Origin of the sequence: Algibacter mikhailovii, assembly GCF_014651495.1 — a bacterium.
In the GTDB taxonomy this organism is placed as follows: domain Bacteria; phylum Bacteroidota; class Bacteroidia; order Flavobacteriales; family Flavobacteriaceae; genus Algibacter_E; species Algibacter_E mikhailovii.
The window spans coordinates 457,869-472,472 of record NZ_BMWZ01000001.1 but is presented as its reverse complement, the minus strand read 5'-3'; the positions used below and the strand labels follow the sequence as shown (position 1 = coordinate 472,472).

At 31.4% G+C, this 14,604-nt stretch carries 13 protein-coding genes; 4 read left to right on the top strand and 9 right to left on the bottom strand.

The genetic code is table 11. The features are described from left to right. Positions 1 to 96 precede the first annotated feature (96 nt). Both IE051_RS02100 and IE051_RS02095 read left to right on the top strand, forming a co-directional pair. On the top strand, positions 97 to 870 hold the full coding sequence (locus IE051_RS02100; protein ID WP_189359013.1) for a polysaccharide biosynthesis/export family protein: 774 nt from the start codon (positions 97 to 99) through the stop codon (positions 868 to 870). Between the two features lie 51 nt (positions 871 to 921). Next, the gene (locus tag IE051_RS02095) at positions 922 to 3,312 is read left to right on the top strand and encodes a GumC family protein (RefSeq protein ID WP_189359011.1); all 2,391 of its coding nucleotides are present in this window, start codon (positions 922 to 924) and stop codon (positions 3,310 to 3,312) included. A gap of 104 nt (positions 3,313 to 3,416) precedes the next feature. Here IE051_RS02095 and aroB read toward each other — a convergent pair whose 3' ends face one another. Beyond that, positions 3,417 to 4,487: a 3-dehydroquinate synthase gene (gene aroB, locus IE051_RS02090; RefSeq protein ID WP_189359009.1), complete on the bottom strand. Its 1,071-nt coding sequence runs from the start codon at positions 4,485 to 4,487 to the stop codon at positions 3,417 to 3,419. Positions 4,488 to 4,570: 83 nt separating this feature from the next. On the opposite strand from aroB, the gene IE051_RS02085 reads away from it, so the two are divergent. Then, positions 4,571 to 5,746 carry a proline dehydrogenase family protein gene (locus IE051_RS02085; protein ID WP_189359006.1) on the top strand — a complete coding sequence of 392 codons (1,176 nt, stop codon included), beginning with the start codon at positions 4,571 to 4,573 and terminating at the stop codon, positions 5,744 to 5,746. Here IE051_RS02085 and IE051_RS02080 read toward each other — a convergent pair. The 4 genes from IE051_RS02080 to IE051_RS02065 all read right to left on the bottom strand — a co-directional run bounded on the left by IE051_RS02080 (position 5,741) and on the right by IE051_RS02065 (position 9,115). Next, on the bottom strand, positions 5,741 to 6,820 hold the full coding sequence (locus IE051_RS02080) for a polysaccharide biosynthesis protein (protein ID WP_189359004.1): 1,080 nt from the start codon (positions 6,818 to 6,820) through the stop codon (positions 5,741 to 5,743). The genes IE051_RS02085 and IE051_RS02080 overlap by 6 nt on opposite strands. 93 nt (positions 6,821 to 6,913) lie before the next feature. Next, entirely contained in the window at positions 6,914 to 7,507 is a 594-nt protein-coding gene (locus IE051_RS02075) for a sugar transferase (RefSeq protein ID WP_189359003.1), read from the bottom strand. Next, positions 7,507 to 7,881, bottom strand: a complete 375-nt coding sequence (locus tag IE051_RS02070) for a DUF4258 domain-containing protein (protein WP_189359001.1) — start codon at positions 7,879 to 7,881, stop codon at positions 7,507 to 7,509. Before IE051_RS02070 ends, IE051_RS02075 begins: the two co-directional genes overlap by 1 nt. A gap of 34 nt (positions 7,882 to 7,915) precedes the next feature. Continuing rightward, positions 7,916 to 9,115, bottom strand: a complete 1,200-nt coding sequence (locus tag IE051_RS02065; RefSeq protein WP_189358999.1) for an alanine dehydrogenase — start codon at positions 9,113 to 9,115, stop codon at positions 7,916 to 7,918. A gap of 181 nt (positions 9,116 to 9,296) precedes the next feature. Between IE051_RS02065 and IE051_RS02060 the strand changes: the two genes are divergently transcribed. Next, positions 9,297 to 11,723 (top strand): outer membrane beta-barrel protein, encoded by a 2,427-nt coding sequence (locus tag IE051_RS02060; protein ID WP_189358997.1) that lies wholly within the window; start codon positions 9,297 to 9,299, stop codon positions 11,721 to 11,723. A gap of 88 nt (positions 11,724 to 11,811) precedes the next feature. Here the strand turns inward: IE051_RS02060 and IE051_RS02055 are convergent, their stop codons facing one another. The 4 genes from IE051_RS02055 to IE051_RS02040 all read right to left on the bottom strand — a co-directional run bounded on the left by IE051_RS02055 (position 11,812) and on the right by IE051_RS02040 (position 14,586). Beyond that, positions 11,812 to 12,540: a GIN domain-containing protein gene (locus IE051_RS02055; protein WP_189358994.1), complete on the bottom strand. Its 729-nt coding sequence runs from the start codon at positions 12,538 to 12,540 to the stop codon at positions 11,812 to 11,814. A gap of 41 nt (positions 12,541 to 12,581) precedes the next feature. Further along, positions 12,582 to 12,731, bottom strand: coding sequence for a hypothetical protein (locus IE051_RS02050; protein WP_189358992.1), 150 nt, complete (start codon positions 12,729 to 12,731; stop codon positions 12,582 to 12,584). Between the two features lie 3 nt (positions 12,732 to 12,734). Then, entirely contained in the window at positions 12,735 to 13,388 is a 654-nt protein-coding gene (locus IE051_RS02045) for a hypothetical protein (RefSeq protein ID WP_189358990.1), read from the bottom strand. A 157-nt stretch (positions 13,389 to 13,545) separates the two neighbouring features. Continuing rightward, complete coding sequence (locus IE051_RS02040; RefSeq protein ID WP_189358988.1) at positions 13,546 to 14,586, bottom strand: hypothetical protein; 1,041 nt, start codon at positions 14,584 to 14,586, stop codon at positions 13,546 to 13,548. Positions 14,587 to 14,604 lie beyond the last annotated feature (18 nt).

The window sequence follows — 14,604 nt, the reverse complement described above, 5'->3', positions numbered from 1 at the left end:
TCAAAGTATTTATAGCCGTTATTTTAACGAAATCATATATATTTGACATATTAGTATTCTGTTATGTGTAATATCCCTCCCCAAATAGTTTAAAAAATGAATAAAATATTTATAACAAAGTATTTTAAATTTTGTATTATTTTACTTTCAGCCTTTTTGGCTTCATGTGGTTCTTCAGAAGAAGTGGTATACTTTCAAAATGCTGAAAATTTTGAAACAACAGTTGAAACGAATTCTTTTACTCCTCTATTCAAGGTAAATGATGTCATAAGTATCTTTGTATCTACCTTGGATCTTTCTGCTGTCGAGGCGTTTAATTTAAGGAAAGGACAATCAAATACTGGAAGGTTAGAATATGTTGATTATCTAATTGATGAGGAGGGAAACATTGATTATCCTGTTTTAGGTAAGATAAAGCTTTTAGGTCTTAGTGTCGAAGAGGCCAAAGAATTATTGAAAGATAAGCTTTCTGACTATCTTAAGGATCCAGTAATTAATATTCGGATTTTGAATTTCAATATTTCTGTACTTGGTGAGGTCAATAAACCGGGCAATTATGCTGTGGCTGGAGGTAGAATGACGCTATTACAAGCCATTTCCTTAGCAGGAGATTTAAAGATAAAGGCCAGAAGAGATAACGTTTTGGTAATTAGAGATTTTAATGGGACTAAAACATATACTCGAGTTGACTTGAGAACTAAGGAGTTGTTTAATTCACCAGTTTATTATTTAACACAAAATGATGTGGTGTATATAGAACCTAATAAATCTGCGATTACTGCTTCATATATGGATAGTAGAACTGCCGTAATTGTTTCGTTTATATCCTTGCTTATAACTTCAGCTGTAATAATTTACACTAGAAATTAATAATTTTAAATTACTTTTTACGCACATCCCTGCCTTAATCTATAAAATAGTATGAGACATTTAAACCAAGAAAAGTTTGATTTAAAAAAAACTCTTAAGCCTTATGCGAGACAATGGAAATGGTTTGTTTTAAGTTGTTTTGTTTTCATAGTATTGGCTTTCTTTAAATTAAGGTATTCCACCCCAGAATACAATGCAAATGCAAAGATAATGCTAACTATGGAAGATGCATCATCTACCCCAGCTGGCGCATTATTGCAGGATTTAGGAAAAGGTAATGTAACGGCTCGTAAGGCTCTTGAAGATGAAATTGAAATATTGCAGTCAAGAAAATTGATGAAAGGTGTTATTGAGAAATTGGATTTGAATATTCAATATTCTCTTACAGGTAGATTGCACGATACACATTTTTTTCCGAATTCAAAAGCACCCGTTAGTGTAAGTTTTATAGAATCCGATTCAATCATAAATCAAAGTCAATTTAGTTTTGATTTAGCTGTAACCTCCAATACAACTTTTAATTTTATTTATGCTCCTTATAATGGATCCGAAGAAATTGTTAAAAAAAGTTCTTTTGGTAACAGTATTTCTACTCCCATAGGTGATATTGTGATTACACCAAATACTGAAAATATTATAAGTTTAAAGGAAAAATTAGTTCATGTTAACATATTACCAGTAGAAAATTTAGCAGCAGCATTTCAATTTAAGATTGGTATTACTGCAGCAGACGAGTTTTCTAAAGTCATCAATTTATCTTTGAATGATTATTCTATTGTACGTGCCAAAGCGGTATTAAACACGCTCATAGATGAATACAATAGAGTTGGAATAGAAGAAAAGACCTTAGTGGCTACCAATACAGCAGATTTTATTGACAAAAGAATAAATTTGATTTCAAGTGATTTGTCCGCTGTTGATGATGAAGTAGAGCAGTTTAAAACAGGAAATAAATTAACGGATATCACCTCAGAAGCAGATATATATATTAGGACTAATTCTGAAACAGAACAGCAACTGGCTGCTAGTAGGACAGAATTAAATATGGTGAATTACATGAGGGCACAAATTGATGATAATGTTTCTGAGCGTATTCCATTTAATGTGGGTTTGAGTAATGCCTCAATAAACAATATGGCTGTCCGATATAATCAACTTTTAGATGATAGAGAGCGTCTATTAAAAAGCTCAAATGAAAAAAACCCCATCATTGTTAATTTGGATCAAGAAATTAATAATTTGAAAGCAGGACTTCATCAAGCTTTAGATAATTCAGCCGAAACAGTTCAACTGAGGATACGTAGTCTACAAAATCAATCTGCGCGATTAAGTTCTAAAATTTTTTCAGTACCAGGTCAAGTTAGAAAATCAAGAGATATAGAACGGGAACAGGGTATTAAAGAATCGCTGTATCTATTTCTATTACAAAAACGAGAAGAAGCTACAATATCATTAAGATCTTCAGCGGCTAATGCAAAAATTATCGATATGGCTCATTCTAGCGGGATACCAGTGTCTCCAAAAGTTAAGATAGTTTATCTAGCAGCCATTATATTTGGATTATGTATTCCTTTTGGATTTATTTATGTTAATAGTTTACTTGATACTAAGATTCATAATAGAGAAGATATAGAAGGAGCTCTTAAAAACTTACACATACTTGGTGAAATTCCTAAACTTGCCTCTAAAGAAGTTAAACTAATAAAGCGCAACGATAGATCTGTTTTATCAGAGTCCTTTAGAATTATAAGAACTAATTTCAGACATATTAGTAGAAGTCATGCCGAGGCTAAAAAATACAAGAATATAATTTTTGTTACTTCTACCATAAATGGTGAAGGAAAATCTTTTACTAGTGTAAATACAGCTCTTACAATTTCAAATACCGGTAAAAAGGTATTATTAATTGGTGCTGATTTGAGAAACCCTCAAATATTATCATCTTTAAAGAGTACTATAAAAAAGGAGAAGTTTTCAAAAATAGGGTTGTCGGAATACCTTAGTGATAATACTTACCAATTGAAGGACGCTATTACTTCACATTCTATAAATGATTTACAATTAGATATTTTACCCTCAGGAAGTATTCCTCCAAATCCGGCAGAATTACTTTTGAGTGATAAGATTAAAGAATTGTTTGATACAGTTTCGGAAGAATATGATTATGTGGTTGTAGATACTGCTCCTTCCATGATGGTCACGGATACTTTGCTAATAAGTGAGTATGCCGCTTATACCATGTATGTGATTCGAGCAGATTATACTGAAAAGCCACTTTTGAATTTTGCTAAAGAGTTACATGCTGATAAAAAGTTGAACAATATGATGGTTGTAGTCAATGATGTAAAGCAATCAAATTTTGGATATGGCGGTAAGTACGGATATTATGAAAATACTGGAAAAAGAACTTTTTTTGGACGTTTAAAAAAGTACATGTCATAACGAAATAAAATAGAATATTAGGATTAGGATTAATAAAAAAAGAGCCAAAATGATTTTAATCATTTTGGCTCTTTTTTTGTGGCACTACTGCAATTAGAATTTTATCATTTTAAAGCATAAAAATTAAAAGCATCAATAATTACTTCTTCGGGAACAATACAGTCTATTTTACACTTTCCTATTGATTCTAAAAGCACAAAATTAATATTTCCGTGATTATTTTTCTTGTCATATTTAAGCAAGTCAATAATACTTGCATAATCATTTTTATCTATATTAGTATGACCATAATAATTTGTAAATAAATCTTTTATGGCTAAAGTTGATTCTTTAGGAAATCCGACTAATTCTGTCGAAATATAACAAGCCAAAATCATTCCAATAATGATGGCCTCACCATGCAGTAAGGTCGGTTTTTTAGGGTCACTTAAATAAAAAGATTCTATAGCATGGCCAAGAGTATGACCAAAATTTAATGTTTTACGCAATCCATTTTCAAAAGGATCTTGAAGCACAACATTTTTTTTAATGATTACGGATTCATAAATCAGTTCATCTAAATCATCTAAAGAAAGTTTAGAAAGATCAAGAAATTTATTCCAATAAGATTCTCCAGTTATTAAACCATGTTTCAACATTTCAGCTAAACCAGAACGCATTTGATTTACCGGTAAAGAGTTGAGAAAACGTGTTTCAATAAGTACTAAATCTGGATTGCTTATAACACCTATTTGGTTTTTTAAAACGCCCAAATCGACACCAGTTTTTCCTCCTACAGATGCATCAACCATAGACAATAGTGTTGTAGGTACGTTTACGTATGCAATACCTCTTTTAAATGTACAAGCAACAAAACCACCTAAATCTGTTATTACGCCACCGCCCACATTGATCATCAAACTTTTTCTGTCAGCATTTAATTCTGAGAGCGTATTCCAAACACCAACACAAGTATCTATATTTTTGTTTTCTTCTCCCGATTCAATTTCAATAATTTCAATAGCAACATTTGTTTCTATTTTATCTATAAAAATTGGTAAACAATGTTGATGTGTATTTTCATCAACTAATATGAAAATTTTTGAAAAATTATTTTTTTTAAGATGCTCATTTAAAGCATGATAGCATTTTTTGTTGAAATGAATGAAGCTATCATTCGCCGAAATAGAATCCATGATATTTTTTTTAATTTTGAGACTGTGAAATTAAGGAGATTTTGGATAAAATGATAACTTAGCAATAATTATATTTAGTAAAAATGAATACAGATTTAATATTTGATAATACTGAAATAGCCTTTACATTGAAGACGGATTCAGAATTAGAACGTGCTTATTTTTTGTTTAAAATGATTTCCATAGAACCTTTGGTAAGGATTGGGACAGCTGCAACAAATTTTGCTTTAAAAGCCCATCTCCCAATTGAGGGCTTAATTAGGTCTACTGTTTTTGATCATTTTTGTGGAGGGGTAAATGAAGAAGATTGCTTATCTGTCATTGACAAGATGTATACTAAAGGCGTTAGTTCAGTCTTAGATTATTCTGTAGAAGGTAAGGATAATGAGAAAGAGTTTGATTCAGCCGTAAGTAAGGTTTTAAAAATTATTGATTTTGCAAAAGCGATTGAAGCCATTCCTATTGCGGTTTTTAAACCATCTGGTTTTGGAAGATTCAGTCTATATGAAAAAGTAAGTCAAGGTATTAATTTGACAAAGGATGAACAAAATGAATGGAACAGAGTTGTAGATAGGTTTGATAGGGTATGCCAAAAAGCAAAAACTATTGATGTAGCCGTGCTTATTGATGCCGAAGAGAGCTGGATTCAACCAGCTGCTGATGTACTTGTTACGCAGATGATGGCGAAGTATAATATTGAAAAACCGGTTGTTTATAATACCATTCAACTGTATAGACATGATCGATTACAATTTTTAGAAGAGGAGTATAAAAAGGCGAAAGCAGGTAATTATTTTCTCGGTTTCAAATTAGTTCGTGGTGCTTATATGGAAAAGGAGAATGAAAGAGCTAACGATAAAGGCTATGAATCTCCCATATGTGCTACAAAAGCACTTACCGATGAGAATTTCAATAATGGATTACATTATGTAATGGATCATTTAGATTGTATGTCCCTTTTTGCAGGAACACATAATGAAGATAGCTCCTACCTATTAATGGAATTAATGTCGGCAAAAGGTGTTTTAAATAATGATCCTAGGGTCTGGTTTGGGCAATTATATGGTATGAGTGACCATATTAGTTATAACTTAAGCCATCTTGGATATAATGTAGCCAAATACATGCCATTTGGACCTGTCAAGGATGTTATGCCATATTTAATACGCAGGGCTGAAGAGAATACATCTGTTGCCGGGCAAACAGGACGAGAATTGGCTCTGATTAGCGCTGAAAAAAAACGCAGAAAACAGCTATAAGGTTTTGTGAAAATTTTCTAAGATTGTTTTAACTTTAGAGTTTAAATCAAATGCAGTTATAGCTTCTAATTCGGAAAATTTAATAGCTTTCGACTCCATCTTTTTTTTGTGTTCGATAATTAATATATTTTTATTTATTGAAGGCTTCAAACTTTCATCTTCTGAAATTAGTTTTTCATGTAATTTCTCACCCATTCTTAGTCCAGTATACTTAAAATTTACTTTTGTATCAGGTTTTCCGTAATGCAATAAAACTCTATTTACAATATCTGTAATTTTAAGCGGTGCACCCATTTTCAAAATGAAAGTATCATTTTCTGTATGTTCGAAAGTCGATATCCTTAGAATTAAATCACAGGCAGATTGTTGAGTGATAAAAAACCTTGATACTTCTTTATCTGTAATCGTAATAGTGCGATTTGATTCTATTTGATTTTTTAGAACTTGTAAAAAGGAGCCATTCGATCCTATAATATTTCCACATCTTGCTATTGCAAAGAAAGTTTTGCTTTTAGAATTTAAAAATTTCAAATATTTCTCGCCAATGGCTTTTGTAATCCCCATAATACTAACAGGATCAACAGCTTTATCTGTAGAGACAAAAATAAATTTTTTAACCTTATGTTCTATTGATAAATCGGCAAGGAATTTTGTGCCAAAAACATTAGTTTTTATGGCCTCATGTGGGTTTTGTTCCATCAAAGGAACATGTTTATAGGCAGCAGTATGAAACACTAATGTAGGCCTATGCTTTTCAAAAAGACATTCCAATGCTTTGTAATCTGTAATGTTTAATATTATATATTCAATATTATTAGTATTGTGAAATTCTAAATCTTTAATTAGGGCATACATTGGTGATTCAGCAATATCTAAAAGGATAAGCTTTTTGAATTTACAATGTATGAGTTGTTTTGTAAGTCCCGAGCCAATAGTTCCTGCCGCTCCCGTAATAAGTATACTTTCATTTGAAAAGTCCAGATCATATATATGATTTTTTTGATCTAGTTTTGAGGAGAATACACCACAGTTGTTTATTAAATAGTCTATATGACTTGCGGTTGTATTATTCATTTAAATAAAGGTATCAATGCATTATAAATTTTAAAAACAAAATAAATCCTAATGTAAGTATATTTCAATTTTATGGCAAGCTTGTGGCTATTCTTATTTTGAAATTACTTTAAAAACTGTTTGGATTATGAGCTTTAAATCAAAAAGGAAACTTTGTTTTTTAATGTATTCTTTATTAAATTTTAGTTTATCAGGTATAATAGTTTCAATAAAAAGTTTTTCCGGGTCTTTAGCTGCCTTTAATAGTTCTACTTCATTTCGATATTTTAGAGAGGCTAATCCTGTAATACCAGGTCTCACCGTAAAAATTTCCATATCGCTTTTAGAATAGAAATTAACGTAGTGCCTTAATTCAGGTCTTGGTCCAACAAAGCTCATGTCTCCTTTAACCACATTAATCAATTGAGGGAATTCATCAATTTTGTAACGTCGTAAAAAGTAGCCAATTTTTGTAATACGGGAATCATGGTTTCCAATAGTAAGTAAGCCTTTTTTATCAGATTGAATACGCATAGTACGAAACTTATAGATTACAAAGTTTATATTGTTTTTACCAACGCGCTCCTGTTTAAAAAAAACAGGACCCTTTGAATCAAGTTTAATAAGTATGCTGATTATGAGTAGAATGGGTGATAACAGTGCTAAACCAAGTATTGAAAACACAAAGTCAAATACTCGTTTCAGCATTACTTTAAGATTTTAAAATCTGTAATGGTTGCAATACTATCGCAATTTTCAATAGTAATTAATAGGTTTTGCTCCTTTAATTGACCTTCTATCAAATAAATTCCGCAGGGCTTATTTCTTGGATCACTTTTTGAAAAATCAATATCACCTTTCTTCATGATAGAACGTATTAAGTTCGAATCAATAGATATGCTTTTAATAACCTTATTGGCATGATTTGTCGTTATAATTTTTTTAGAAGTAATATTCTTTAAAACTCTTGATTCTGGACCATAACTGCAAGATGTCTTTTTTCCGTTTAGAAAAAAGGCCAAAATAATTAATCCTAAGGAAAAGCCGCCAAGATAGTAACCTATACGCTGGATAAGTTTCATTTAATTGATTTAGGTACTTCTGTAATAATGAATATTAAAATATAAGTAAGTTAACATCACTATATTTTAAATCGAACCATTCACCAACAGATTTACTAGTTAAAATTCCGTGGTAAAAGTACAATCCATTTTTTAAACCTCTATCAAATCTTAAAGAATTTTCTATCCCGCCATCTTCTGCAATTTTAAGCAAATAAGGGGTAAATATATTACTAATGGAGATTGAAGCCGTTTTTGGATACCTAGCAAGAATATTAGGCACACAATAATGTACAACATTATGTTTAACGAATGTAGGGTCTTTATGGGTAGTTACCTCACTAGTATCAAAGCAACCACCCATATCTATACTTACATCTATAATGATGGCTCCTTTTTTCATATGTTCAACCATGGCTTCAGTGACAACAATAGGAGATCTGTTTGTACCTCGTACAGCACCAATTACCACATCACATCGTTTTAAGGCTTTTAATAAATTTTTTGGTTGAATTGTTGATGTGAAAAGTGTACGACCCAAATTAGTTTGAATCTGTCTTAGTTTAGTAATAGAATTGTCAAATACCTTAATTCCTGCACCAAGTCCAATAGCACTTCTTGCGGCATATTCTCCCACGGTTCCGGCCCCCAAAATAACCACTTCTAATGGAGGGACGCCACTAATATTTCCAAACATTAATCCGTTTCCATTTTTAGTTTCTGACAGTAATTCGGCAGCTATCAATACTGATGCAGTTCCTGCAATTTCGCTTAGTGACTTTACAGCGGGATAGCTACCATCAGTATCTCTAATAAATTCAAAAGCAAGCGCCGTAATACGTTTGGATGCTAACAATTCAAAATATTTCTTAGATTGGGTTTTTAATTGGAGCGCAGAGATTAATATGGTCTGTGGGTTAATTAGTTTTATCTGCTCAATAGTAGGTGGTTCTACTTTTAAGATGATCGGACATGAAAAAACCTTTGCTACATCTTTAGTTATTTCTGCTCCGGCTTCACTGTAGTCTACATCACTGAAACTAGCACCTTTACCGGCTCCTGATTCAAGCAATACTTTATGCCCATTGCTAACCAACGCGTAAACGGCATCAGGAGTTAAGCAGATTCTTTTTTCTTGAAAGGCTGTTTCTTTTGGTATTCCAATAAATAATTCTCCTTTTTTCTTAAATATCTCCAATGTTTCTTCTTGCGGAAGTAATTGTTGCTTGGTAAATGGAGAAAGAGGTTCTGACATGTGCAATCTTATTTAAAAAATTTAAATTACAAATAAATATTTGAAAGTAGAACCAAAGTTTTGAAAAATTAAACTTTCCTTAAATAATACTATTTTGTAGGAAAATAACCCATACAATATGTGGGTTTACAGTAGTAAAATTTCAATTAATTATTTTAATTTTGTTAACTACAATTGCTCCATGATCATTAGAATTATTTCTTGCTTAGTATTATTATGTTCATTCTTAAGTTTTTCTCAAGAATATAGCATAAGTGGTAAGCTTATTGACATAAATGATGAACCTATTGCATATGCCAATGTGGTGCTTTTGGATATGCAAGACTCTAATCCAATTTTTGGAACTACTACAAATGAGTCGGGTGATTTCACTGTTTCAAATATTAAGCCGGAAAAATATGAGATAAAAATCACTTATCTCGGTTTTAAACCGTTTACAAAAAACATCTTTGTTGATAATAATATCGATTTTGGGGAAATAGTTCTTGAAGAAAACCAGCAAGAACTAGAAGGCGTAATTGTTATAGCCAAAAGACCCACCGTAACGCGGTCTGTTGACAGGTTAGTCTTTAATGTAGAAAACTCTACACTTTCAAACAGTAATGTTCTTGACGTTCTTAAACATACGCCAGGGGTTATTGTGCATGATGGTTCCATAAAAATTAAACAGTCAAATGCTGTTGTGTATATGAATGATAAACGCGTTTATTTAACAGAGCAGGAAATTTTACAATTGTTAGAAGCAACTACAGCAAATAATATAAAATCCATTGAAGTTATAACTAATCCGCCTGCAAAATACGATGCAGAAGGTGGGGCTGTAATAAATATTAAAACAATTAAAAATATTGTTTCAGGATACAGGGGAAGTGTTACGGGGGATTATAAACAAGGTAGTGAATATCCAAAGTATTCTTTTGGAACAAGCCACTTTTTTAAGACTAAAAAACTAAATACTTATTTTAATTATAGTATAAGTCCAAGGAAGGATTTTAGGAATTTAAAAGATAAGGTTAATTTTATTGAGAACTCTGAAATTGTTTCGAGCTGGGATAGCGATTACAATAGAACGCGAGAAACCATAAATCAAAACATTAATGCAAGTATTGATTATGAGATTGACGATAGAAATACGCTTAGTTTTTCAACAAATATGTTATTAGCGCCGAATGAAGGCGGACGTAATGATGTTAATTCACTAACAGAAATATTTGATTCCAATAAGGTTTTGGATTCAACTTTTGAAACGATTAATAAGGCTGTTTATGAAACATTCAATTTAGCGTTCACTATAGATTATGTGCATCAATTAAAAAAAGAAGGCGAACAATTGTCTTTTAGTGCGCACCATACGAGTTATGATTATTCTAGGTTTCAAGATGTTGATACAGATTATGCTTTCCCAGACGGTACTTTAATAAGAAATAACAGGTTCCAAACAATATCAAGTCAAAATGTGAATTTATATACGGGTCAAGTAGATTATATATTACCCATAAGCAATAGCGAAAGTTTTGAGGCAGGGTTAAAATTTTCTAGCATAAATTCTGATGGTAGATTAAATCAATATACTGTTCAAAACCAATTAAGAAACGAGCGTATAGATGAAAGGGATATGTTTTTGTATGACGAAAAAAACTATGCCATGTATTCAAGTTATTCTAAAGATTGGGAGGCGTGGAGTCTAAAATTAGGTCTTCGTGGAGAATACACCGATTTAATAGGGAATTCACTTTCTACAGGAGTGACGAACAAAAATGATTATTTTAAACTTTTTCCATCGCTTTATGTTCAGCGGAATATCAATGAAAATAACCAAGTATATTTAAATTATAATAGGGGTATTTATAGACCAAAATATAATGAGTTAAATCCATTTGAATATTTTTTAAATGATAATACCATTTTATCTGGAAACCCAAACTTATTACCTCAAATAGATGATCAATTTATTTTAGGATATACCTTTAACCAAAATTATACTTTTGAGGTTTTTTATAGGTATGAGGATAACCCTAACATTGATTTTGTTTTTCAAGAAAATGATAATAGAATAATTAGGCATTCTTATGTGAATATAGATTATGCGATGTCATATGGCTTAGACTTCACAACATATGCTCCTATTAGCAAACATTGGAATCTATACATCCTATCTTCTATATTTTATAATGAAAATAATTTTTTCGTTCCTGATAATAATAACACATTAATTAAAAATGATAATTGGACCTTTTATGGGCAAGTGATAAATTATTTTAGCTTTCTAAGCGATAATAGTTTAACAGCCGATTTATCCTTAGTGTATATGTCTCCATATATAAATGGACCAAGAGTTATTAGTGAAAGAGCGGGAGTAGATTTAAAATTAAGAAAGAATCTATGGAACAATCGTGCCTCAGTTAGTGTAGGTGTTACTGATATTTTTAACACCCAGAATTTTTCAACAACATCAAAATATTTAAATCAAGATCTTTTCTCTGATTCCACTATGGAAAACAGAATGTTTACATTTGGATTTAATTACAAATTCGGAAATTTCAGATTAAATGAAAATAGGCGTAGTTCTGAAGTTAAAGAAAGAGATCGACTGAGTCAACCGAAATAAAGGTCGTTGTGGTGTTTTTTTTAATACACTTAAGTTTCTCAAGCATCCTTATTAAGTTAGGTTTTCCTATTCTTAGATACTGTCTACCTTAATTCACTTTCCTAATTTTAGAATCAGCTTTTAGCTTTTGATAGACAACTTGTGCATCGCCTTTATAAGTCAAAATACAATCTGCGTTAGCATCCAAATAAATACTTTTATTTACGGTTAAATTAGCGTCACAATCTGCTACCATTTTCAATTTTAAATCGTTTATAACTAAATCATAATCTGAAAGCTTTACATCTGCTGTTAGGTTTGCGTCTAAAAAATCAACCTGGCCATATAGGTCAGCCCTAACATCGGCTGATGCCTTAATTTTTAAATCATCAATATCCAATTCACCTGTAAAATAACTATCTGCAGACATGCTGATATATGCACTTTTCGATACTAAAGTGTTTTCTAAAGTTATTTTAGAATCGGCGGTAACTTTGAAGTTTTCAATTGAATTTGATTGTATGTATACGTTCAAAGTAGGGGAGCCTTTTACTTTTACATTATTCTTAAGTTTAACGGTTAATATATGATCGCGTATTTCTGCAATAATTAAGTGCTGTAAATTGGTATTGCCTTCAACTAGAATGGATTCTTCGGAATCAGAAAAAGTAATGAACGCATTAAATCCGTTTTCTATTTCAACGCTGTTATAATCCTCTACAGAAATATTTCTATGCGTAATTTGATCGTTTGGGGATACGTCTATTCGGTCTTCATGACATGAAAATATGGTGAAAATTAAAAGTGTAAGTATTAAAAATGGGCTGTTCGTTTTCATTATGATTGATTATTTGATGATGAAAGAATTATTCATTTATTCTAAGGTTTTTCAATTTTAAAAACCGGAATCCACTTAAAATTAATGGGCCTCCAAGAATTAGCTTCTGTATTTGACTTCAAAAAGACAATATTGTTTTTTGATACCACTTGTATCGTGTTTAATATGGCATTATTTCTCTTGGTTCTCATCTTTTATATTTTTTGTTTATATCGATTTCTACCCATGTTGAAAACACCAAGCTTAACACCAATTCCTACTGAAAAACCATTAATATTGTTAAGGCTATATTCTGGTCTAAAACTAAGGTTACTGGACATTCTATATTTTACACCTGCTTCAAGTTGAATGTACCGATTGATATTGTACAAAAGATTTACTCCTGGTTCAAAAACAAATACACCTTTCCATTCATCATCTTCTACGGTTACATCATCAAAAACATCTTCATTTAATAAACCTGCTGCACCACCTCCAATTAGTAATGGTATGGATAAATTAAATTTGGATTTACCAAAGAAAATAGGTTCTAAATGCAGGCCACCATAAAACCCAACCAAATCCTTGTTGGGGTTATCAGTTCCTAATTGATTTAAATCGGTATAAAACCCAGTGCCTACAAAACCAATCTCAAATTGTTGATTTGCCACATAAGCCACTTTAAGGCTGGAAATAAATGTATCCGCTTTATCTATTGTTCCATAATGCAAGCTTAAACCTAAGTATACGCCATGTACTGTGTTTTTTCGATCATTAAACTCAATATAGTCGGGTTCTGTCTCTTGCGCTATTAACAAGCTGATGCTGCTTATAAATGCTATTAAAAAAAGTGTGAAATACTGTTTCATTTGGTGTTCGTTTTTTGAAAGTAGTTATTAGTATAGACAACTTAATTATCAATAAGTTGCATATTTTCTGAATTATTTTAAAAATAATTATATAGAATGTAGAATTTTAGAGAAAGGTAGTAGACTAAACACCTATTTATGTATAAGTGAAGATAGATTATTCATCTAGTACAATAACACCTTTTTCTCCAATGAAAGTAATGCTTCCAAGTCCTTCAGTACCATAAGTTCCAGTAATTTCTCTGATCCTTTTGCCTTTATCAATGACATTATTTTGTAGGCTAGAAAAACTTTTTGGTAATCTAAGTACCCCTTGTTCTAGGTTGGCTTTAAGATTAAAGGAGGTGTCTTTAATATTAATATGAATGTCTGACGATTCTTGAGTTATATTGATTTCGGCATCCTTACTTACTATTTTATCCACTCGAAATTCGGCCACGCGCATTTTGAGATCTGCTTTATTACCGATGGAATCAATTTGAATATTGGAATATTTTAATTCGCCATGAAGGCTTTCAACCAAGCCAATTACGGCTTCATCTTTACTAGAGGTAAGTTCTAAATCTTTAATAGCTTCCAGTTCAATATTCGCTCCACTTGTATTAAGTAATAGGTTCTCAGATTGTTTAATATCAATATCACCATTTTTCAAACTAATAACACCGTAGCCAATAGAATTGCCTCGTAGTTTCCCAAATTTCATGTCAATTCTCGCATTTGCGATAGCATCATTTATCCATAAGTCACCATGTTCAACATTCGCTTTCAATTTTCCAGTCCAGTTATCTGTAAATACATCGCCAAACTTATTGGTCACATCAATTTCAGCATTAACTGGTAAATAAACCGTGTAGTTAATATCTAAATTACTTTTATCAAATTCAAAAGGGTTTACTTTGTTGAAATAATTAGAAAAAACACTTGAGCTTTTTTCTTTTATTAGAGTAGTTATACTTACAAAGTCTCCTGTGGATTTAATCTCGGGTACTATACGATCTAAAAGTGCCTTAGCGTTTTCCTTTTTCTTATCGGTTACGCTCACATCAATCGTAATAAGTACTTTATTCTCTGCCCAACCTGTTATGGTAATATTCCCATGTTTGTTATCTAAATGTAACTCGCCAGCATTGGTCATTTTAAATGTTTTTTCAATTGTTTTTGTTTGTGTTTCTTGCGAAACCAACGTGCTGCTTATCATGATGACGAACAGAAATGT

Excerpts from the sequence above, each read along its gene's own strand:
- IE051_RS02055 (WP_189358994.1), bottom strand. The coding sequence starts at position 12,540 with ATGAAAACGAACAGCCCATTTTTAATACTTACACTTTTAATTTTCACC.
- IE051_RS02075 (WP_189359003.1), bottom strand. The coding sequence starts at position 7,507 with ATGCTGAAACGAGTATTTGACTTTGTGTTTTCAATACTTGGTTTAGCA.
- IE051_RS02100 (WP_189359013.1), top strand. The coding sequence starts at position 97 with ATGAATAAAATATTTATAACAAAGTATTTTAAATTTTGTATTATTTTA.
- aroB (WP_189359009.1), bottom strand. The coding sequence starts at position 4,487 with ATGGATTCTATTTCGGCGAATGATAGCTTCATTCATTTCAACAAAAAA.
- IE051_RS02095 (WP_189359011.1), top strand. The coding sequence starts at position 922 with ATGAGACATTTAAACCAAGAAAAGTTTGATTTAAAAAAAACTCTTAAG.
- IE051_RS02040 (WP_189358988.1), bottom strand. The coding sequence starts at position 14,586 with ATGATAAGCAGCACGTTGGTTTCGCAAGAAACACAAACAAAAACAATT.
- IE051_RS02060 (WP_189358997.1), top strand. The coding sequence starts at position 9,297 with ATGATCATTAGAATTATTTCTTGCTTAGTATTATTATGTTCATTCTTA.
- IE051_RS02045 (WP_189358990.1), bottom strand. The coding sequence starts at position 13,388 with ATGAAACAGTATTTCACACTTTTTTTAATAGCATTTATAAGCAGCATC.
- IE051_RS02065 (WP_189358999.1), bottom strand. The coding sequence starts at position 9,115 with ATGTCAGAACCTCTTTCTCCATTTACCAAGCAACAATTACTTCCGCAA.
- IE051_RS02085 (WP_189359006.1), top strand. The coding sequence starts at position 4,571 with ATGAATACAGATTTAATATTTGATAATACTGAAATAGCCTTTACATTG.
- IE051_RS02050 (WP_189358992.1), bottom strand. The coding sequence starts at position 12,731 with ATGAGAACCAAGAGAAATAATGCCATATTAAACACGATACAAGTGGTA.
- IE051_RS02080 (WP_189359004.1), bottom strand. The coding sequence starts at position 6,820 with ATGAATAATACAACCGCAAGTCATATAGACTATTTAATAAACAACTGT.
- IE051_RS02070 (WP_189359001.1), bottom strand. The coding sequence starts at position 7,881 with ATGAAACTTATCCAGCGTATAGGTTACTATCTTGGCGGCTTTTCCTTA.